The following is a 21161-nucleotide window of genomic DNA, read 5'->3' as shown; positions in this document are numbered from 1 at the left end:
GCCTGGCGGGGGACGGCAGAACTCGTCGCTGCGCTCCTCAGACATGCTGCCGTCCTGTTTCCCGCCAGCCCTGCGCTACTCGCCCGCGTAAACGGGACTGGCGTCCGTGCGCGCTGCACCGCTGCTGATCGCACCCACGCTTTGCGTGGGTGCGATCAAGGACATCAGAGACGCATCTCGATGCCGCGCTCGGCCATATAGGCCTTGGCTTCGGCAATGCTGTATTCACCAAAGTGGAAAATGCTCGCCGCCAGCACCGCATCGGCGCCGCCATGCAGTACGCCGTCGGCCAGGTGCTGCAGGTTGCCGACGCCGCCGGAAGCGATCACCGGGATGTGCAGGGCGTCGCTGATGGCGCGGGTGACGCCCAGATCGTAGCCGCTCTTCACGCCGTCCTGATCCATGCTGGTCAGCAGAATCTCGCCTGCGCCCAGCTGTTCCATCTTCTTCGACCACTCGACCGCGTCCAGACCGGTTGGCTTGCGCCCGCCGTGGGTGAAGATCTCCCAGCGGCCGGGCTCGTTCGGGCCGGAGACGCGCTTGGCGTCGATCGCCACAACGATGCACTGTGAGCCGAAGCGGTCAGCCGCTTCGCCGACGAATTCCGGGTTGAACACCGCTGCGGTGTTGATGGATACCTTGTCCGCGCCGGCGTTGAGCAGGTTGCGAATATCCTGCACGGTGCGCACGCCGCCACCGACGGTCAGCGGAATGAACACCTGGCTGGCCATGCGCTCGACCGTGTGCAGCGTGGTGTCACGCTCCTGGTGGCTGGCGGTGATATCGAGGAAGGTGATTTCGTCCGCGCCCTGCTCGTTGTAACGACGAGCGATTTCCACCGGATCACCGGCGTCGCGGATGTTCTCGAACTTGACGCCCTTGACCACGCGACCGTTATCGACGTCGAGGCAGGGGATGATGCGTTTGGCCAGGGGCATGGGCTTTCTCCAAAAGCAGCTGCAAGCGACAAGCTTCAAGCTGCAAGCAAAATCAGTAAACCGGCGCGGACAGCTTGCCGCTTAAGGCTTGCGGCTTGCGGCTGCGTTGTCACACAACGCCTGCGCTTGCGCCACATCCAGCGTGCCTTCATAGATTGCACGGCCGGTGATGGCGCCGATGATGCCGGGGGCGCGGGCGTCGAGCAGGGTCTGGATGTCGCCGATGTGGTGAATGCCGCCGGAGGCGATTACCGGGATCGAGGTGGCGTTTGCCAGCGCGGCGGTGGCTTCGACGTTGCAGCCCTGCATCATGCCGTCTTTGGCAATGTCGGTGTAGACGATGGCGCTGACGCCGTCGGCTTCAAAGCGCTTGGCCAGGTCAACCACCTGAATGCTGCTGACTTCGGCCCAGCCGTCGGTGGCGACGAAGCCATCTTTGGCGTCCAGGCCCACGATGACCTTGCCCGGGAAGGCGCGGCAGGCTTCGCCGACGAACTCCGGCTCTTTGACCGCCTTGGTGCCGATGATGACGTAGCTGACGCCGGCCTTGACGTATTCCTCGATGGTTTCCAGCGAGCGAATGCCGCCGCCGATCTGGATCGGCAGGTTCGGGTAGCGGCGCGCAATCGCGGTGACCGCATCACCGTTGACCGGCTTGCCCTCGAAGGCGCCGTTCAGGTCAACCAGATGCAGGCGACGGCAGCCGGCATCGACCCATTTGGCGGCCATGGCCACCGGGTCGTCGGAGAACACGGTGGCGTCTTCCATCAGGCCCTGACGCAGGCGAACGCAGGCGCCGTCTTTCAGGTCGATAGCGGGGATGATCAGCATGTCTTTTTCCTTTGGAAAAAGAGCTTCAAGCTTCAAGCTTCAAGCTTCAAGCGGTCTGGCTTGTGGCTTGCAGCTTGTGGCTTGTCGCTCGATGTTTACCAGCGCCCGTCCCAGGCGAGAAAGTTGCTCAACAGCTGCAGGCCGTTGGTGTGGCTTTTCTCGGGGTGGAATTGGGTGGCGAATACGTTGTCCTGTGCCAGTGCGGCGGCGAAGTCGACGCCGTAGTGGCAGCGCCCGGCCAGTTGGCCGCTCTTGTCCGGCGCGGCGTAATAGCTGTGCACAAAGTAGAAACGGGCATCCTGCTCGATGCGGTGCCAGAGCGGGTGGTCGATGGCCTGCTTGACCTGATTCCAGCCCATGTGCGGGACCTTCAGGCGGGTGCCGTCGGCTTCATGCAGCTCATTGCCAAAGAAGCGCACCTTGCCCGGGAACAGACCGAGGCAGTCAACACCGCCATTCTCTTCGCTGTGCTCCAGCAGCATCTGCATGCCGACGCAGATGCCGAGCAGCGGCTTTTCCCTGGCGGCCTGACGGACCACGCCGTCGAGTTCGAGCTGGCGCAGTTCGCTGACACAGTCGCGAATGGCACCAACGCCCGGCAACAGCACGCGGTCGGCGGCGAGGATGATCTGCGGATCACTGGTCACGTCGACCTGGCGGGCGCCTGCATGTTCAAGCGCCTTGGCAACCGAGTGCAGGTTGCCCATGCCATAGTCGATGACGGCTACATGGCTGCTCATGGCTTACAGGCAACCCTTGGTTGAAGGGGTGATGCCGGCCATGCGCGGATCTTCTTCAATCGCCATGCGCAGCGCGCGGCCGAAGGCCTTGAACACGGTCTCGATCTGGTGGTGAGTGTTCACACCACGCAGGTTGTCGATGTGCAGGGTGACCTGGGCGTGGTTGACGAAGCCCTGGAAGAATTCCATGAACAGATCCACGTCAAAGCCGCCGACGCTGGCGCGGGTAAAGGGCACGTGCATCTGCAGGCCGGGGCGGCCGGAGAAGTCGATCACCACGCGCGACAGCGCCTCGTCCAGCGGCACATAGGCATGGCCGTAGCGGCGGATGCCTTTCTTGTCGCCGATGGCCTTGGCAAACGCCTGGCCGAGGGTGATGCCGACGTCTTCGACGGTGTGGTGGTCGTCGATGTGCAGGTCGCCGCGGGCCTTGATGGTCATGTCGATCAGGCCGTGACGGGCAATCTGGTCGAGCATGTGCTCAAGGAAGGGAACCCCGATGTCGAAATCGGCCTGGCCAGTGCCATCGAGATTGATGGCGACCTGGATCTGGGTTTCCAGCGTGTCGCGCGCGACGCTGGCCTTACGCTCAGCCATGGGTGTCTCCGCTGATGGATGCATTCAAAGGCGTGCATTATACGTGCCTGCCAGCCAGAAGGGCTACCGGTGACTGATGGGGTCTGCCAATCGGCTTGATAGGAAGGGCTGTTGCCGGACTATGGCTGACGGCACAATGGCAGCGAAACAGGAGGAGAGCCGCGCGTGGATGTGGATCTGGTGGTCATTGGAGCCGGGGTTGTTGGGCTGGCTGTCGCCCAGCGCATGGCGCGTGGCGGGCGCAGCGTGCTGGTGCTGGAGCAGGAGAGCAGCATTGGTCAGCATTGCTCCAGCCGCAACAGCGAGGTGATTCACGCGGGTATCTACTATGCGCCGGGCTCGCTCAAGGCGCAGCTTTGCCGGCAGGGGCGCGACCTGTTGTATGACTGGTGCCGCGCCCATGCGGTGCCGCATCACGTCATCGGCAAGCTGCTGGTGGCGGTCACCGAAGACGAGATTCCCGCGTTGAAACGGTTGCAGGCCAATGCCGCGGCCAACGGTGTCGAGCTGCTTTGGCAGCGTGCCGACGATGTCGCTGCGCGCGAACCGCAGGTGCAGGCGGTGGCGGGCTTGTTCTCGCCGTTGACCGGTATCATCGACAGCCATGCCCTGATGCAGTCGTTCGAGGCAGTGTTGCTGGGCCACGGTGGTGAGCTGTGCTGCAACACGCGGGTTGACGCATTGGAATCGATTGCCGGGGGCTTGCGTGTGGCTGGCACCAGCGCGGGCGAGCCCTTCGTTGTCAGCGCCCGGCAGGCGGTCAACGCCGGCGGACTGTTCGCCCAGCAGCTGCAGGCTGCCTCCGGTGCGCGCGAGGTTGTGTCGCTGCAGCTGTGCCAGGGGCGCTATTTCAATTACAGCGGCCGCTCGCCGTTTTCCCATCTGGTTTACCCCATGCCGGAAGCCAATGCGGCCGGGCTCGGCGTGCACGCGACGCTGGATCTTGGCGGGCAGCTGCGTTTTGGCCCGGATGTGCGCTACATCGATCAACTGGATTATCAGGTCGACGAGGGTTTGCGTGATGCCTTTGCCGCCGCGATTCGCCGTTACTGGCCCGATTGCGATGCGGCTCGGTTGCAGCCAGCCTATGCCGGTGTGCGGCCCAAGCTGTCCGGGCCGGGGGAACCGGCCCGGGATTTCGTCATCCAAGACCACAATACGCACGGTATAGTCGGGCTGGTCAGTCTGCTGGGGATTGAATCGCCCGGGCTGACTGCTAGCCTGGCGCTGGCCGAACTGGTCGCGGCCAGACTGGATGCCGTGTAGGCTGCACGCAGGCGGCGCGGAGGCCGCAAACGACAAGGAGCAAGTATGAAATCCTTTGCCAAGGTATTGGGGATGGTGCTGGCAGGCATCGTCATTCTGGTGATCGGCGCGCTGTTCTTCCTGACCCGGATGTTTGACCCCAATGACTACAAGGACGACATTCGTCAGGCCGCGCGCGAGCAGGCCAATGTCGAGCTGACGCTGGGTGGTGATATCGGCTGGTCGCTGTTTCCCTGGCTTGGTATCGAACTCAAGAACGTGGGTGTGGCGCCGGTGGCAACGCCCGATCAGCCGCTGGCCTCCGTTGGCACCCTTGGTCTTGGAGTGAAGGTGCTGCCGCTGCTGCGCAAGCAGCTGCGCATGAGCGACGTGATTCTCAACGAAATCCAGCTGCAACTGGTGCGCAACGACAAGGGTGTTGGCAACTGGGAAAGCGTCGGTCCTCAGGCCAAGCCCGAAACAGCGGGTACGGGAGGCGCCGGAGCTGCTGGCGAGGAGCCGGCAGACAGTGGCGGCAGCTTTGATATCACCGTCGAAAGCGTGCGGGTGACCAACGCCAGCGTGCGCTACGAAGACCGCCAGAGCGGCCGCATCCTGAGCCTGGATGAAGCCAATTTCATGACTGGCGCACTGATTCCCGACGAGACCTTCGATGTTGCTTTTCAGGGCTTGCTGACCACAGATCAACCGGCCATGCGGGTGCGTGTGGATCTGTCCTCGGTTGCGACCCTGCAGCCTGAGAGTCAGCGCTATCAGCTGAGCGCAGTCGATCTGAAGGTCGACGCCAGTGGCGACCCCTTCGGTGGTCGTGCGGTTAATTTCCAGCTTCAGGGCGACGGCATGCTTGACCTTGCCGAGCAGGTTGCCGAGCTGAGCCAGTTGCGGCTGTCGCTGGCTGATATGCGCGCGACTGGCCAGGTGAAGGTGACGGGGCTTAGCACCGAGCCGCAGCTGACCGGTCGGCTTGACGTAGCTGCCTTCGATGCCCGTGACCTGCTGCGTGACATCGGCCAGCAATTGCCGGAGATGGCAGACCCCGGTGCGCTCTCGAGTGTGGCGCTGTCGGCCAACCTCAAGGGCGATGCGAGCAGCGTCATGCTCAACGACCTGCAGTTGGCGCTGGACGGCTTTGCGCTCAACGGCGCGCTGGGCGTCGCTGACTTCGAGCGTCAGGCGCTGCGCTTTGACGTGAGTGGCGACAACCTCAATCTGGATAACTACTTGCCGCCGCGCAAAGCGGGTGAGAGCGCTGGTGCTGCTGCCGGCTCCGGTGGCAGCCGCTCACAGTCGGCGCCGGAGGAGTGGAGCGATGAAGCGCTGCTGCCGCTGGATGTGCTGGCGAGCCTGGACGTGGACGGCAAACTGGCGCTGCAGCAAGTCACCCTGACCGGGCAAAATATCAAGCCGTTCAGTGTGGCAGTCAAGGCGCGTGACGGCCTGGTGCGGCTGACGCAGCTCGATGGCGGCATCTTCGGTGGCACCTTCGCGGCCAGTGGCAGTATCGACACCCGCAAGACGCCGGTCAGCAATGCGTTGAAAGCGCAGCTCAAGGGGATTGATTCGGCGGCCGCGCAGCAGGCTTATGATGTGCCGCAACAGGTTCGCGGCCTGATGGATCTGAATCTCGATGTCATCGCTGGCGGCAACAGCCTGCGTCGCTGGATGAACAGCCTGAACGGCTCGGCCAACTTCAAGTTAGATGATGGCGCGCTGCTTGGCGTGAACCTGGAACAGCAGGTTTGCCGCGCTATTGCACTGGCCAATCGTAAGTCCTTGAGCGCCGAGCACGGCAGTGAAGACACGCCGTTCGAGCAACTGAGCGGCAGCTTCACCATTCGAAATGGCGTGGTCAGCAACCGTGATCTGGTGGCTGACCTGCCGGGGCTGGCCGGCAAGGGGCAGGGCGAGATCAATCTGCCGGATCAGCGGATTGATTACCGGCTCGGCTTGCTGCTGGAAGGTGATCGCAGCGAGATGCCGGATGAGGCCTGCCAGGTCAACGAGCGCTATGCCGGTATCGAGTGGCCGATCCGCTGCAATGGCTATCTGCATAACGCCGGCAGCAGCTGTGGCGTGGATACCGAGGGTGTGGGCAAGATCGCCGCCAAACTGGTGGGTAACGAAGTGCAGCGCAAACTGGAAGAGCGCATTGACGATTCTCTCGGCGACAAGGCACCGGAACTGCGTGACGCCATCAAAGGGCTGTTTTCACGGTGATACCTGAGGTTTTCGCCCAGCGCGTGCTGGACTGGTATGACGAGCATGGGCGGCACGACCTGCCCTGGCAGCAGGATATGACCCCCTATCGGGTCTGGGTGTCGGAGATCATGCTGCAGCAGACGCAGGTGGTCACGGTCATTCCCTACTACCTGCGTTTTATGCAGGAGCTGCCGACGGTCGAGGCGCTGGCGGCGGCTGACGAGGATCAGGTGCTGCACCTGTGGACCGGGCTGGGTTATTACAGCCGAGCGCGCAATCTGCACAAGGCTGCCAGGCTGGTTGTCAGTCAGCACGGCGGCGAGTTTCCGCGCAGTGTCGAGGGCCTTTGCGAGCTGCCGGGCATTGGCCGTTCCACTGCGGGCGCGGTGGCATCGCTCAGCATGGGTATTCGTGCACCGATCCTTGATGGCAACGTCAAGCGGGTGCTGACCCGCTTCAAGGCGGTTGACGGCTGGCCCGGCGAGAAGGCGGTACATGACCGTTTGTGGCGCATGGCCGAGTCGCTGACGCCCCAAAACAGGGTGGCTCACTATACTCAGGCGATGATGGACCTCGGCGCGACCTTGTGTACCCGCAGCAATCCATCCTGTCTGCTTTGCCCATTGCGTGATGGCTGCAAGGCGCGGGCACTGGGCGAGCCGAAGCGCTTTCCGGCATCACGGCCGCGCAAGGTGCTGCCGGTGCGCAGTTGCGTGATGCCGCTGCTGATGAACGAGGAGGGCGCCGTCTGGTTGCAGCGCCGGCCGTCCAGCGGCCTCTGGGGCGGGCTCTGGTGTCCGCCGCAACTGAATGCCGAAGACGAGCTGGCTGACCTGCTCGGCCGCCTGCAGATGGCTGCGCATGAGCGCGAGGCGCTGGCGCCCCTGCGGCATACCTTCAGCCATTTTCATCTGGATATTCAGCCCCTGCTGCTGCGGGTCTCGGCGCGTCCTGCCGTGGCCGAATCCGGGCAGGTCTGGTATAACCTGCGGCACCCTGAATCGCTGGGTCTGGCGGCGCCGGTGAAGAAATTGCTGCGCCAGATCGAAGCGCGAGTTCCGTCACTGGCCTGAGAGGAGTTTGTCGATGACACGCATGGTGATGTGCCGCAAGTACAAGAAGGAACTGCCTGGACTGGACCGTCCACCCTATCCGGGTCCCAAGGGACAGGCTGTTTTTAACGAAGTGTCGCGCAAGGCTTGGGATGAGTGGCAAAAGCACCAGACCATGCTGATCAACGAGCGCCGTCTGAACATGATGGATCCCGAGGATCGCCGCTTCATCCAGCAGGAAATGGACAAGTTTCTGGCCGGTGAAGAGTACGCGCAGGCCGAGGGCTACGTTCCTCCCAGCGAGTAATTTGCCGGTAAGCAGCTGAAAAAATGGAAAATATTTTCCAGGGTGCTTGACAGGTCGAGGCGCAATCTATTTAATGGCGCCCACGTTGCCCGGGTAGCTCAGTTGGTAGAGCAGGGGATTGAAAATCCCCGTGTCGGCGGTTCGATTCCGTCCCCGGGCACCACTATTTAGAAAGCCCGCTGGCAACCCCAGCGGGCTTTTTTGTTTTTAGTGATTCGAGGCGTCTGGCATCGGGGTTGGCAAGACTCTTGCCTGTTAATTGCCCGGTGTGACCGAACGGCTGATCTTGGTCATGGTTGGCAGCTGTGCTAGGTTTGCCATCAGTACCGCACTCGGATGACTGCATAGGGAACGCTTCCCGATGGCATCGCACCACGAGTGTGACAGCCCCATACCTGACGGCCAACACAGCCTGGTGGATATTGATACGTGACTTCACCCGCTCTGGAAGTGCGCAACCTGCACAAACGTTACGGCGACCTTGAGGTTCTCAAGGGCGTTGATCTGGTCGCCCGCGACGGCGACGTTATCTCGATTCTCGGCTCTTCCGGGTCCGGCAAGAGCACCATGCTGCGCTGCATCAATCTGCTGGAGAACCCCCATCAAGGGCAGATCCTGATCGCTGGCGAAGAGCTCAAGCTCAAGCGCAGTCGGCAGGGCGACCTGGTTGCCGCAGACAACAGCCAGATCAACCGACTGCGTGCCCGCCTCGGTTTTGTCTTTCAGAACTTCAATCTCTGGCCGCACATGAGCATCCTCGACAACATTATCGAGGCGCCGCGCCGTGTGCTGGGCCAGTCCAAGGCCGAGGCCGTTGAGGCGGCTGAGGCCTTTCTTGAGAAGGTGGGGATCGCCGACAAGCGCCACGCCTTCCCGGCACAGCTTTCCGGTGGTCAGCAGCAGCGCGCAGCGATTGCCCGCACACTGGCCATGCAGCCACGCGTGATCCTGTTCGACGAGCCTACCTCCGCCCTCGATCCCGAGATGGTGCAGGAAGTATTGAACGTGATCCGCGCGCTGGCGGAAGAGGGGCGTACTATGCTTCTGGTAACCCACGAGATGGGGTTCGCCAGGCAGGTATCGAGTGAAGTGGTATTTCTGCACCAGGGGCAGGTCGAAGAGATCGGCACTCCGGAGCAGGTATTCGGCAATCCCGTTTCCGAACGCTGCCGACAGTTCATGTCAAGCCATAAGTAAGGAGTCCTTCCATGAAGCAATACAAGAAAGTCTTGCTGGCAGTCGCCACAGCGTTGTTTGTAAGTGCTCCCGCCGTTGCCGAGAGCCTGCGTATCGGCACAGAAGGGGCCTACCCTCCCTTCAACCAGATCGACGCCAGTGGAGAGGTTGTCGGCTTTGACCTGGATATCGCCAAGGCGCTGTGTGCCGAGATGCAGGTCGAGTGCACTGTTGTGACCTCGGACTGGGATGGCATCATTCCGGCTCTGAACAACAACAAGTTCGACTTCCTCGTCGCCTCCATGTCGATCACCGACGAGCGCAAGCAGGCGGTAGACTTCACCAACCCCTACTACACCAACAAGCTGCAGTTCGTTGCGCCCAAGTCGTCTGACTTCGCTACCGACGAAGCCAGTCTGAAGGGCAAGACCATTGGTGCGCAGCGCGCGACCATCGCCGGCCAGTGGCTGGAAGACAATCTGGGTGATGTGGTCGACATCCGCCTGTACGACACCCAGGAGAACGCATACCTGGACATGAGCGCGGGCCGTATTGACGGTGTGCTGGCCGACAACTTCGTGCAGTACGAGTGGCTGCAGAGCGATGCTGGCGCAGACTTCGAGTTCAAGGGCGAGCCGGTGTTCGACAACGACCAGATCGGTATTGCCGTGCGCAAGGGCGACCCGCTGCGCGAGCGTCTGAATGCGGCGCTGCAGACGATCGTCGATAACGGTACCTACGAGACCATCAACGCCAAGTACTTCCCCTTCAGCATCTACTGATGACCAGTCGGGCCCTGCGGGGCCCGACCTGGATGTAAACTCATGCCTGATCTTCACGGTTTTGGTCCAGCCCTGCTCGAAGGGACCTGGATGACTCTACGTCTGTCACTGGCCGCGCTGGTGTTCGGCCTGCTGTTTGGCCTGCTGGGTGCCTCCGCCAAGGTCTCCGGCAATCGCGTTGCGCGGTTGTGCGGCGGCTTTTACACGTCGGTTGTGCGTGGCGTGCCGGAGACCGTCTGGGTACTGATGATGTACTTCGGCACGGTGTCGGCGATGAATGCCATCGGTGCCTGGTTTGGCAATCCGACCCTGTCACTGAGCCCGTTTGTTGCCGGTACCCTGGCACTGGCGCTGTGCTTTGGTGCCTACGCGACCGAGGTGTTCCGCGGGGCGTTGCTGGCGATTCCCAAGGGGCAGAAGGAAGCCGGCCTGGCGCTGGGCATGTCTAACCTGCGGATCTTCTGGCGCATTACTCTGCCTCAGCTCTGGCGCGTTGCACTGCCCGGGCTTGGTAACCTGTACCTGATCATGCTCAAGGATACCGCGCTGGTCTCGCTGATTACCCTTGAAGAGATCATGCGCAAAGCCCAGACCGCGGCGAATGCGACCAAGGAACCGTTCACATTCTATCTGCTGGCCGCGTTGATCTACCTGTTCCTCACGGTCTTTATCATGGCAGCGATGCACTGGTTCGAGCGTCGTGCCAACCGGGGTTTTGTGAGGACTGAACTATGACCTGGGCCGAACGCTGGGCGCTGATCGAGCGCTTCCTGCCGCAACTCTGGGACGGCACCCTGGTTACCCTGCAGCTGGTCGGGCTGGCGGTGGTCATCGGTCTGTTTTTTGCCATTCCCCTCGGGCTGGCGCGGGCGTCGCGGCACTGGTACATCCGGGCGCTGCCCTACAGCTACATTTTCTTCTTCCGTGGCACACCGCTGCTATTGCAGCTGTTTTTGGTCTATTACGGCATCTCCCAGTTCGAAGTCGTGCGCAAGAGTTTCCTCTGGCCCTATCTGCGCGAGCCATACTGGTGCGCGCTGATCACCATGACCATGCATACCGCAGCCTATATCGCCGAGATCCTGCGCGGCGCGATTCAGGCGGTACCGCCGGGTGAGGTCGAAGCTGCGCGGGCGCTGGGCATGTCCCGCCGTCAGGCGCTGCAGTACATCATCCTGCCACGTGCCATTCGCATCGGCCTGCCGGCCTACGGCAATGAAGTGATCCTGATGCTCAAGGCCAGTGCCGTGGTCTACACCATCACCATGATGGACATCATGGGCGTAATCCGCACCATCAACTCGCGTACCTACCAATACGAGCTGTTCTTCCTGGTAGCCGGGGTCATGTATCTGATCATCACGCTGGTCTTTACCCAGCTGTTCCGGCTGGTCGAGCGCTGGCTCAAGGTTGACGCCAGCCGCCAGCAACGCTGACCCCTGCGGCGTGGATCTGCTCACGCGGTTCACCCGACTGACGGACTGGCTGCAGCGCCATCAGGCGCTGTGGCGAGCCCGACCTTTTACAACCCCTGTGCTTGCGTGGGAAGCCGACTGGCCCGAACTGGCCGGCTGGTTGCGCGCACGCTCGCTGGCGGATGCCGAAGCGGCGCAGTCGCAACCGGCGCAGCTTCTGGGTGCGCCTGAGCCATTTGGCCAGTTGGCCGCAGAGGCGCAAGAGCTTTGCGTGCTGCCGCGTTGGGAGGCCGCCGTTTCCCCGTCGGTGCCCGAGCTGCTGCACCGTCACATCCCCGGCCGCAAGTGGCAGCAGATTACTCGCTTTGCTGCGGTGGCCACCGCGCGCACGCCGGCGCCGGTTGAACGCTGGGTCGACTGGTGTGCCGGAAAGGGCCATCTGGGCCGGTTGCTGGCCTGGCAGAGCGGTTGCCCGGTCTGCTGCCTGGAGTGGGATGCCGAATTGAATCGCTCTGGTGCCGAGCTGAGTGCGCGGCTACAGGTTGATGCGCAGCATCTGGATGCCGACGTCTTGCAGGACAGCAATGCCGAACGACTTGGACGCGGCGATACGCTAGTGGCGTTGCACGCCTGTGGTGACCTGCATCGGCAGTTGATCGAGCAGGTAGTTGCTCGTCAGTGCCGGCAGTTGGCGCTGTCGCCCTGCTGCTACAACCGCATCGCCGGCGCGAGCCACCAGCCGCTGTCGCTGGCCGGAAAGACGGCGGCGCTGCCGCTCAGCCGCGATGAGCTGGGGCTGGCACTGCAGCAGAGTGCCACCGCCGGCGCCCGTGAGCTGCGCCAGCGTGACCGCTCGATGGCCTGGCGCTTGGCCTTTGATCACTGGCAGCGGGAGAGCAGGGGAGTGGATAACTACCTGCCTACCCCGTCACGTGCGCCCGGCCCGCAGCCACAAACGCTCGCAGACTTTTGCCTCGCCATGGCCGCTTACCACGACCTGCAGCTGTCGGCACCCGCGGACTGGCAGGCGCTGGAAGCGCTTGGCTGGCAGCGCTTGGCCGAGGTGCGCAATCTGGAACTGGTTGGCGGCCTGTTCCGGCGTCCGCTGGAGCTGTGGCTGGTGCTGGAGCGGGCTCTGTATCTGCAGGAGGCAGGCTATCGGGTGCAGCTCGGCGAGTTCTGCGAGCCGGCGCTGACGCCGCGCAACCTGCTGTTGCTGGCTCAGCGGGATAACTGACAGGCCATCACCAGTCTGTGTACCGCTTGCGCACAGACTTATCCACAGCTTGTGTGTATCTGTGGTTATCCACGCCTTCTGTGCATAACTGTGTTGATGAGGTTGTAGTAACTACCTCAAAGCGAGAATCCACGCGGCTTTGCGGCGTCAGGTCAATTGTTGATCAGTTATGTTTAATGCATGAAAACAAGGGGTTGCATAGCCTTTATGAAGTGTTGATCGAAAAGTCATGCACAAGTGGACGAACGGTATCCACAGGAAAAAATAGAGGATAATCAGCGCCTGCACGCCGCTGATCTCTTTACACAGAAATTTGGCGATATATAATGCACCCCGCGCCGGTATAGCTCAGCTGGTAGAGCAACTGACTTGTAATCAGTAGGTCCCGAGTTCGACTCTTGGTGCCGGCACCATACAAATCAAGGGCTGCAGCGATGCTGCAGTTTTTGACCCCGCATTCAGATGTTCCCGAGGTACAGTTTCAGTACAGTCGTACTGATCGCCACCTCGGAGAGCAGCATGGCAACAATCGTTAAAACCCCCTCTGGTACTTGGAAAGCACTCATCCGCAAACACGGGTGGCCGACCACTTCTAAAACATTTCGCACCAAGCGTGATGCCTCCGACTGGTCCAGGCGGGTCGAGGATGAAATGGTGCGCGGTGTTTATATCCAGCGCACCGCCTCGGAACGAATGACCCTGGAGCAGGCTCTCAAACGTTACCTCTCGGAAGTGAGCCCTACCAAGGCCCCGAAAACTCTGATTAGCGAGCAAGGCAGTGCGAAGAATCTCGTCCGGAAGCTTGGCGGCTACTCATTAGCTGCACTATCTGCAGAGTTAATTTCTGGCTACCGGGATCAGCGCCTATCTGAGACAACACGGCGAAATAGGCCTGTTAGCAACAATTCGGTTCGTCTTGAGTTGGCGCTGCTCAGTCACATGTTTAACGTCTGCATTAGAGAATGGGGCGTTGGCCTTCCGTTCAACCCTGTCTTAAATGTACGAAAGCCTTCGGCGGGGAGGGGCCGGGATAGACGCCTGATGCCTGACGAGGAGCGTCGTCTTTATGCTGCCGTTGACGCCCATTCGAACCCTCTTCTCGGCTATATCGTCCGGATCGCTATTGAGACTGGAATGCGGTCGTCCGAAATCACCAATCTCCGGCGGACGCAGGTAGACATTCGGCGCCGAATTGTCACTTTAAGCGCGACCAAAAACGGGGAGCGTCGCATAGTTCCGCTTAGCATGGCCGCAACAGAAGTCTTCAAACAGGCACTCGACCACCCATATAGACCTATCGACACTGATCTGATTTTTTTTGGGGAGCCGGGCGCAAACGGCCACAGACGACCCTATGCCTTCAATAAGACATGGCAACAGATTAGAAATCGACTGGGCATGCGTGACCTGCGCTTTCACGATTTGAGACACGAGGCGGTTAGCCGCTTGGTAGAGGTTGGGTTATCGGATCAAGAAGTGTCTGCCATTAGCGGGCATAAGAGCATGCAAATGGTAAAGAGATATACCCATCTCAGGGCGGAAGACCTTGTTGAGCGGATCGATTTGCTACGTAAGCAGCGGCAAATCTAGAGAAATACAGCCATCTTTCGCATGCGAAAGATTTTATTTTAAGTTTTTTTGAGAGGAGCCCCAAAAAAGGGCCGAAAACGGGGCACCTCTTCGCACTTTTAGTGAAACACCCGAGAAAATTGGAGTTTCACTATGTCTGCGTCGAACACAAGCGAGTTCACATCCCCTGCTGCGAAAATTGAACAGCATCTGATCAGTACCTATGGGCTACTCCTTACTAGAGAGCACCTGGCTGATGTTCTGAAGAGGAAAGTTTCTGGGCTCAACTGGGAATTAGCTAGGGCAGATAGCAGCCTACGGCAAGTCCTTGAGCCTGCAACACTGCGGCTTGGCCGTCGCACATTCTATCGTGCGCATGATCTCGCAGTTATTCTGGGTGGGAAGCTACCCTACAATGCCTAGCCTCAGCGCCGAGGTACTTCTAGATGATGGCTCCAAAGAGGATGGGGCACTGTCCGCACGAGGCAAGGCCAAGGACGAGCTTCAAGCTAGGCGTGCTAATAAGGCGGTTGACCAAATTCTTGCGATCCAGGGGCAGAGCGCACAGGAGGCTGACGAGCTGGGTTTTATTGCCCGCTTACTCATTCAGGCCACTATGCCGCATAGAAAGCCTGTTGGCCACGAGTGGAGCCGAACCAATGGCCGCTTGTCTATGCACATGATGGCCCCTTCAGCGGTAGGTTTGCCATATGGCAGTTATGCTCGCCTGTTGTTGGTGTGGATCACCACTCAGGCCGTCAGAAACAAGTTTCGGATGGATCACGGCTATATCAATGAGCAGGACGCACGCAGGCTGGAGTTCGGTGAGTCTCTAAGTGGGTTCATGTCCGAGTTAGGTCTGCGGGCTACCGGCGGTGAAAACGGGACTATCACTGCTCTTCGTGAGCAGATGACTCGGTTATTTAGTACTGCGGTCACTGCCACCTTCACCGAATACCAGGAACATACTGGTCAGGTCGTAAACCGAATAGGCGGCTCTATGGTCGCCGAGAAGGCTGAACTGTGGTGGGACACGAGGCATCCTAACCAGACCACCCTTTGGCGTTCCCATGTAGAGCTGTCCCCAAAATTCTTCACGCTCATAACAGAGCGGCCTGTACCTCTTGATACGCGGGTTCTGCGCTTTATCAAGAAGTCCCCTATGGCACTGGACGTGTATTGTTGGGCTACCTATCGCGTCAGCTATCTAACTCGGGATACCGTAATTCCGTGGCGTAGCCTGATGACCCAAATCGGCGCAAGCTATGCAGATACTCCCCAGGGCCGGCGCGATTTCAAAAGACGGTTCTTGGATGCACTGGACAAGGTGGGGATGGTTTGGCCGGAACTGGACATCACTCCAACGGCTAAGGGCCTGTTACTGAGGCGCTGCGCCCCGCATGTGAGGCGCAAGGGCGTGCCGCTCCAGGAGTGATATATCCCGCTATGAAAGCCCAGCAGCGGCGCTGGGTTTTTTGTGGCCAGCGCCCAGAGGCCAAGTGGTAATCGTACTGCTTGCCTATGTCCAATTTTGCTTGTCAACAACCCTGTGGAAACCATCGTTTGTCCTCGCAGGAACTGTCACGCGCGCGCCACACTTGTCCACGCAGGAACTGTCACGACCTGCGCAGGAACTGTCACGCCTCGCGCAGGAACTGTCATGCCTCCCCCGGCTGAGCCCAGTAACCCCGTGGGTTCTCGCGACTCTCCTGTATGTTTTCCTGTTTGTTCTCCTGTAAAAAAAGCTTTTACCTATAGTTAGCCTCCCATTATTGGTGGATAACTGAGTGGCCGAGCATGCCCGTTTATTTAGAGCTTTACGTGATTTGCTTCTGATTCGACCATAGCTTGTCGTTGCTTGAAGGTCGCTAGAGGGCGTTGGAGTCCCGCCCTTCAATAGCGCGGATCAGGCTGGCATAGATCGAATCCAACGTGAGGCTTTGCCTCTCGCGTCCGGAGCAACAAGGTTTTTACAGAAGCCGCGGAGGCGGCAGCGGCCATGCAATGCGACCGTTGCTTCTCAACCGTTACAGTCCCGTGAATGACAATCACTATGTAAGGGGTTAGTGGACGCTACCAAAGCATTTTGATAGCTTTCAAGAACACTGTCTTGTGGTGGCAGCTTTGAACAGTAAGCAGCACCTACTAGGGATGGTTTTCTTAGCCACAATTCGCAGTTTCTTGGCATGGATGCGGTTATTAGGGTGAGCACCAGCACCGGTCTGCTTGAGCTGCAGCAACGAAACACGGAGCTACCGATTGCGCGCCGACACTCAAGTGAACGAGATTTTATCTAAATGTGACATTCTGAAACGAGCAGGTTTGTGGCCGGCCGAGCCAAAGCTACGCCCCAGGGCTTGGCTCAAGAATTTTGACGATTCGGACACACACATTGCCGCGTTTCTTTTAGATAAGTTTACTTTCTACAATAAAGCGCTGACCGACGCCCTTCTGGTAGCCGCTTATAATTCGATTGGTGACGGGATGTCTAAGGGGCCTCTTGCCCCATGTGGGTCGGAGCTTGTGGGAAGTATAAGTTCGGCTGTCTTAACTCCAGTTAGGGGAGAAGAGCCAAATCCCACTGATTCGGGCTACTTCCTATGCCGCAGCGCACGGCAGCTGTTGCATCTAAACGACAAGTTTATTCTCGACTCGGATGCGGCACTTGAACACGCGTACACGGGCGGGACGGTGATATTTATCGATGATTTTGTTGGCTCTGGCGATCAGTTTCTATCGACTTGGAAAAAGTCTGATAAAAATAGAAGGTCGTTCGAGGATGCTCAGTCGAAAATAGGTTTTACTGCCATATATGTGACCCTGGTTACGACAGACTTTGGACTCGATAGAATTAATATTGGGGCACCACATGTTGCAGTATGTGCCACGCATGTACTTAGCGGCAAATCCACTATAAGTGGGGTGCTGGACTCAAATCCTAACTGGAGGGCACCTGTCGTGAATTTTTTGACCAAGTACTCGCATAGGCTGGCTCCCACAGAGTCGTATATGGTTAATAATCAAGAGTTCATGATGTTTGGTTACAAAAAGCGAGGCTTGATGTTTGGATTTGAGCACTCAATACCTGATGCCACCCTGCCAATTTTTTGGTCGCCGGGGCTAGAAAACTGGGAGCCGCTAATTGAACGCACATAATCCAGCAGGTGTCTTAAGACAGCTTTTTGGTGACAATCGAGCAGAGTGGCCATCGGCTAACTTCAAAGAACTGTTTGTCAAACCTGCCTATCTCGGAAAGCTCGAAGTAATGCGTCCATGTTTTCTTGTCGGGGGACGCGGAACAGGAAAAACAACTGCATTACAGTCGTTACGCTATGACTCTATGTTAGAGCGTTTAGAAGGCAGTGGCCAGTCCTTCGAAGACCAAGAGTACTTTGGTGTCCTTGTTAGGATGAATAAGAATCGCGTGCGTGCTTTTTCTGGTAGTGGCATCGATGACGCTAATTGGGCAAAGTTGTTTGCACATTACTTTAATTTGTCAGCCTGTGGAGAAATGGTCAATTTGGCGCTCTGGCTGGAAGCTAGGCAGGGCCAGAGCTTGCAGCAGAGTAATGTGGAGGCGATTGCTCTAGAGTTAGGGCTGGAATGCTGCGATACGCTTGAGCAGCTAAAGGTCATGATAAAGAAAGCGATTTCACACTTGCAGTTGCAAGTCAATAATCCCATGAAGGATCTTGGGATAACGCTGTCGATGGCGGAGTCTCCCCTGCGAACATTTGCGGAGGTCATCCAGTCTCAAAATTTGCTAAATGGTAGGATTATATTTTGTTGTATAGATGAGTATGAAAATCTGCTTGACTATCAACAGGCTATAATTAATACATACATAAAGCATGCTGAGCCACCGTTATCTTACAAGGTTGGTGTTCGGAAGAACGGACTAAGAAATAGGCAGACTTTGGATGGGCACGACTTGCTCCGGGTACCAGATGACTGTTTGGAAATTGAGATAGCCGACGAAGGGTTTGAGCTCTTTGCAGAAGCCGTCGCGGAGGCAAGGCTAAGCTACGCCCAGGAGCTCGGGGTTCAGGTGCCAGCTGATCTTCGCGCCTTTTTGCAAGAACTTACACTTGCTGATGAGGCGGTTGTTTTAGGGGCGGATAGAGTCGCCACTGCAGTGCTTGACGAGCTTAAAGATAACGAGCACTACAGCTACTTTAGTCAACGATCGCCGGCTGAGCTGTCCTTTCTCCGGTACTGGCAGCAAAGTGAAGGTGGTTCATTAGAAGAGCTGGCAAACGACTGGATTCATAATCAGGTCGAGTGGAAAACTAGACTAGGGAACCATGGTTATGCAAGTCTATTTTGGCTTTCAAAAGGCCGGAAGGGTGCAAGAATCAGAAAGTACTACTGCGGGGAGCGAACCCTTCTCTCTCTGGCCGCTGGGAATATACGGTACTTCTTAGAGCTAATAGACACCGCAATTGGGTATGAGCTCGATGAGGATGCAGTGCGTCAGCGACCTCTGACTATCTCCGCAAAGTCTCAAACTCTTGCCGCTAGAGAGGTTGGGAAGCGGCGCCTAAATCAGCTAGAAGGTCTAGCAGACCAAGGTGTGCAGCTTAAGCGCTTGGTCCTGGCTATAGGTAAAGTGTTCTTTGAGCTCGCGCGCGAGCCAAGTGGTAAAACCCCAGAAGTCACTTCCTTTGTTTTGTCAGGTAGCTTGTCGGACATAGCTAAAATTCATCGCTTGCTGGAAGAGGGTATCGGACATCTAGCATTTGAGTCCGATCCCAGAACAAAATCCACCAGCAGCGCGGAGCTTAGGGATGATGAATACCGCTTGCATAGAATTTTCAGCGCTTTCTTTGAAATTTCACACCGTAAAAAAAGACGGATGTCTATAGATGCCTCGACTCTGATAAAGGTGCTTGAGGACCAACCTGCAAAGGCAATTTCTGCGCTTCTTGATGAGAGGCCTCAGGCGGCGGAAGATGATTTGCCAGAACAATTGGCACTTTTTTCTGCCTTTTATGATGGTGGGCAGAAAATATGAGCGGATTGCCTGCTCCTTCGCTTCACACTAAGCGTTTCAAAGATTTTACTATTTCCGATTTGAAGCCGGAGGAGGTAGTGGTCGTTGCTGGCGACCTAGAAGAGAATCGGGACAGGCTTAATGCGTGGGAGGAAATTCAGCGCGATGCTCCTGAGCGAATCGTGTCCATAAAGAGGTTGGATGAAGAAACGATAGAGATACATCACAAAGATCAAAAGTGCCACGTCTCCCTAAGAGATGAGGCTTCTATTAATGGGATATTCAGTTCTCAAGATTTTTTGATTGATGTAACAGGGCTTCCCCACAGTGTGTGGGCGCCGTTATTGAAAAGTGTGTACTCCCAAAAAATAAACACTCGTTTGATGTACGTTGAGCCAGAGTCTTATACCCCTCACCCAAGCCCAGCATCTTCCGCTATTTTTGACTTGAGTGTGACATTTGGTGGTTTAGCCCCATTGCCAGGCTTCGCCCAGCTTTCAGGGCCGGATGATGAAGACAGGTGCTTATTTATCGCAATGTTGGGCTTTGAGGGTAACCGTCCCGAGCATCTTGCGGCGCAGCTTGATCCAGTTCCTAAAGTGATTCCCGTGGTGGGGGCTCCGGGGTTTCAGCTCGAATACCCGGCATTTACGGTTGGCTGTAATCGAATGTTTCTTGATGAGTACAAAGCCCATTCCGAGGTTAGATACGCCCGCGCAAGCTGTCCATTCGAGGCGTTCGAAGCGCTAACTAAGATCCGTAGAGATTACCCAGGGCATTATATATACTTGGCGCTCGTTGGTACAAAGCCGCATGCTATAGGGGCTGTTCTATTCGCGATGAAGCATGGCGAAACAACTGAGCTCCTGTTCGATCATCCAATTAAGAAGCGTGGAAGAACTTCCGGTGTTGGGATAGTCCATGTCTACGACTTCGAGGACTTCCATGCCTATTGATTTGGATAGGTATTACACGCCGGAAGATGTCGCGATTAGCGCTCTGGAACGGGGTGTTTTTCCTACTGTCCCTAAGGTTTGCGCTGACTCCACCTGCGGGTCAGGGCGGCTTCTAGACGCAGCGAACATGGTATTTGGTTCAGTAGAGGCTATCGGGATTGACCGTGATGTCGAAGCCATCAGTCAGCTTAGGCTCAGACGGCCTCACTGGCATTTGTCCGTGGGGGACTTGCTCCATCCTAGCACTGGCGAGGCTTTGTCTCGAAGCCGGCCTGTCGATTTGCTGGTGCTTAACCCACCCTTTAGCCAAGGGCCTAAAAAGTTCGTAGAAATCGAGTTCGCGGGTAGGGAGATAAGGGGGAGCATCGCAATGGCTCACCTCATGCGAAGCTTTGACTTATTCCGGCCCAGCCTTGGCGCTATTGTGATAGCTCCAGAATCTCTTCTCTACTCCGAAACCGATCAGAACGCTCGGCAAGCCCTTGAGGAGCGCTACCAGCTTACAAAGTTGGCAGACTTGCAACGATGCACCTTTCGCGGGGCAAAAGTTCAGGCGTCCGTAGTTCAGATTCTGCCAGGACTCCATCGGCAGGATCATAAAGAAATCAGATATTACAACGGCATTATCTCGGTCAACGTTGTTCGAGGCAGCCTTCCTGTCCACATGATGATATCTGACCCGTCTGGGTTGCCGTTTATACACTCGACAGATCTTAAGCGTATAGCGTCTACAGGAAAAGCTGAAGGCCTATCAAAAACCGGTATCTTGGCCAAGGGAAGGACAAAAGGGTGGGTAATTTTATTGCCTAGAGTTGGGCTTCCTGATTGCCAGGCAATAAAGGCTGTTAAGCTCGAGAGCACTGTACAGCTCTCAGATTGCGTTATCGCTTTAGAGTTCACTACCAAAGCTGCAGCAACAAAGGCAGAGAAGCGGATTCAATCTCGATGGGCGGAGTTCAAAGATTTATATCGAGGCACTGGTGCTCGTTATATCACAATTGCAAGGCTGGGTCTTTGGCTTCCGGCTATAGCTATCTCCCCTGGTTCGCATTGAGGCTCTTATTTTTTGCCGGTTCTTTACAATCATAATGCTGCAGTCCCTC

Annotated in this window: 19 protein-coding genes and 2 tRNA genes; 17 read left to right on the top strand and 4 right to left on the bottom strand. The window is 57.7% G+C overall.

Translation table 11 applies throughout. The features are described 5' to 3' along the window. Positions 1–164: 164 nt before the first annotated feature. From hisF to hisB, 4 genes are all read right to left on the bottom strand, one after another. Positions 165–938 carry an imidazole glycerol phosphate synthase subunit HisF gene (hisF, locus tag B7O88_RS11855; protein WP_088276179.1) on the bottom strand — a complete coding sequence of 258 codons (774 nt, stop codon included), beginning with the start codon at positions 936–938 and terminating at the stop codon, positions 165–167. An 81-nt stretch (positions 939–1019) separates the two neighbouring features. After that, entirely contained in the window at positions 1020–1769 is a 750-nt protein-coding gene (hisA, locus tag B7O88_RS11850; protein ID WP_088276177.1) for a 1-(5-phosphoribosyl)-5-[(5-phosphoribosylamino)methylideneamino]imidazole-4-carboxamide isomerase, read from the bottom strand. 95 nt (positions 1770–1864) lie between these two features. Beyond that, entirely contained in the window at positions 1865–2509 is a 645-nt protein-coding gene (gene hisH, locus B7O88_RS11845; RefSeq protein ID WP_088276176.1) for an imidazole glycerol phosphate synthase subunit HisH, read from the bottom strand. Between the two features lie 3 nt (positions 2510–2512). Further along, positions 2513–3106: an imidazoleglycerol-phosphate dehydratase HisB gene (gene hisB / locus B7O88_RS11840; RefSeq protein WP_088276175.1), complete on the bottom strand. Its 594-nt coding sequence runs from the start codon at positions 3104–3106 to the stop codon at positions 2513–2515. A 165-nt stretch (positions 3107–3271) separates the two neighbouring features. Here hisB and B7O88_RS11835 point away from each other — a divergent pair, with 165 nt between their 5' ends. The 17 genes from B7O88_RS11835 to B7O88_RS11755 all read left to right on the top strand — a co-directional run bounded on the left by B7O88_RS11835 (position 3272) and on the right by B7O88_RS11755 (position 21112). Further along, complete coding sequence (locus tag B7O88_RS11835; RefSeq protein ID WP_088276174.1) at positions 3272–4372, top strand: NAD(P)/FAD-dependent oxidoreductase; 1101 nt, start codon at positions 3272–3274, stop codon at positions 4370–4372. Between the two features lie 45 nt (positions 4373–4417). Continuing rightward, on the top strand, positions 4418–6589 hold the full coding sequence (locus B7O88_RS11830; protein WP_088276173.1) for an AsmA family protein: 2172 nt from the start codon (positions 4418–4420) through the stop codon (positions 6587–6589). After that, on the top strand, positions 6586–7644 hold the full coding sequence (mutY, locus tag B7O88_RS11825) for an A/G-specific adenine glycosylase (protein ID WP_088276172.1): 1059 nt from the start codon (positions 6586–6588) through the stop codon (positions 7642–7644). The genes B7O88_RS11830 and mutY overlap by 4 nt, the downstream gene beginning before the upstream one ends. A 13-nt stretch (positions 7645–7657) precedes the next feature. After that, positions 7658–7930: an oxidative damage protection protein gene (locus B7O88_RS11820; protein WP_088276171.1), complete on the top strand. Its 273-nt coding sequence runs from the start codon at positions 7658–7660 to the stop codon at positions 7928–7930. A gap of 87 nt (positions 7931–8017) precedes the next feature. After that, a tRNA-Phe gene (locus B7O88_RS11815) sits at positions 8018–8093 on the top strand. Between the two features lie 266 nt (positions 8094–8359). Further along, positions 8360–9127 (top strand): ABC transporter ATP-binding protein, encoded by a 768-nt coding sequence (locus tag B7O88_RS11810; protein ID WP_088276169.1) that lies wholly within the window; start codon positions 8360–8362, stop codon positions 9125–9127. An 11-nt stretch (positions 9128–9138) separates the two neighbouring features. Then, positions 9139–9888, top strand: a complete 750-nt coding sequence (locus B7O88_RS11805) for an ABC transporter substrate-binding protein (RefSeq protein WP_088276168.1) — start codon at positions 9139–9141, stop codon at positions 9886–9888. Between the two features lie 42 nt (positions 9889–9930). Beyond that, entirely contained in the window at positions 9931–10623 is a 693-nt protein-coding gene (locus B7O88_RS11800) for an ABC transporter permease (protein ID WP_088276167.1), read from the top strand. After that, the gene (locus B7O88_RS11795; RefSeq protein WP_088276166.1) at positions 10620–11324 is read left to right on the top strand and encodes an ABC transporter permease; all 705 of its coding nucleotides are present in this window, start codon (positions 10620–10622) and stop codon (positions 11322–11324) included. The genes B7O88_RS11800 and B7O88_RS11795 overlap by 4 nt, the downstream gene beginning before the upstream one ends. Before the next feature lie 10 nt (positions 11325–11334). Next, positions 11335–12540 (top strand): class I SAM-dependent methyltransferase, encoded by a 1206-nt coding sequence (locus B7O88_RS11790; protein WP_088276165.1) that lies wholly within the window; start codon positions 11335–11337, stop codon positions 12538–12540. Positions 12541–12877: 337 nt separating this feature from the next. Further along, positions 12878–12953: transfer RNA gene (locus B7O88_RS11785), tRNA-Thr, on the top strand. Positions 12954–13059: 106 nt separating this feature from the next. Continuing rightward, the gene (locus B7O88_RS11780; protein WP_088276311.1) at positions 13060–14130 is read left to right on the top strand and encodes a tyrosine-type recombinase/integrase; all 1071 of its coding nucleotides are present in this window, start codon (positions 13060–13062) and stop codon (positions 14128–14130) included. A 307-nt stretch (positions 14131–14437) separates the two neighbouring features. Then, positions 14438–15544: a replication protein RepA gene (locus B7O88_RS11775; protein WP_235005780.1), complete on the top strand. Its 1107-nt coding sequence runs from the start codon at positions 14438–14440 to the stop codon at positions 15542–15544. An 824-nt stretch (positions 15545–16368) separates the two neighbouring features. Next, entirely contained in the window at positions 16369–17265 is an 897-nt protein-coding gene (locus tag B7O88_RS11770) for a phosphoribosyltransferase-like protein (RefSeq protein WP_088276162.1), read from the top strand. Beyond that, a complete protein-coding gene (locus tag B7O88_RS11765; protein WP_088276161.1) occupies positions 17252–19123 on the top strand; it encodes an ORC-CDC6 family AAA ATPase in 1872 nt (623 codons plus the stop codon). The genes B7O88_RS11770 and B7O88_RS11765 overlap by 14 nt, the downstream gene beginning before the upstream one ends. Beyond that, positions 19120–20058 (top strand): hypothetical protein, encoded by a 939-nt coding sequence (locus B7O88_RS11760; RefSeq protein ID WP_088276160.1) that lies wholly within the window; start codon positions 19120–19122, stop codon positions 20056–20058. The genes B7O88_RS11765 and B7O88_RS11760 overlap by 4 nt, the downstream gene beginning before the upstream one ends. A 370-nt stretch (positions 20059–20428) precedes the next feature. After that, positions 20429–21112, top strand: coding sequence for a hypothetical protein (locus tag B7O88_RS11755; RefSeq protein WP_140418579.1), 684 nt, complete (start codon positions 20429–20431; stop codon positions 21110–21112). The last annotated feature ends 49 nt before the right edge of the window (positions 21113–21161 follow it).

The organism is Halopseudomonas aestusnigri, assembly GCF_002197985.1.
GTDB classification, from domain to species: Bacteria; Pseudomonadota; Gammaproteobacteria; order Pseudomonadales; family Pseudomonadaceae; genus Halopseudomonas; species Halopseudomonas aestusnigri.
The sequence above is the reverse complement of the archived record's forward strand: the minus strand, read 5'-3'. Positions and strand labels throughout refer to the sequence as shown.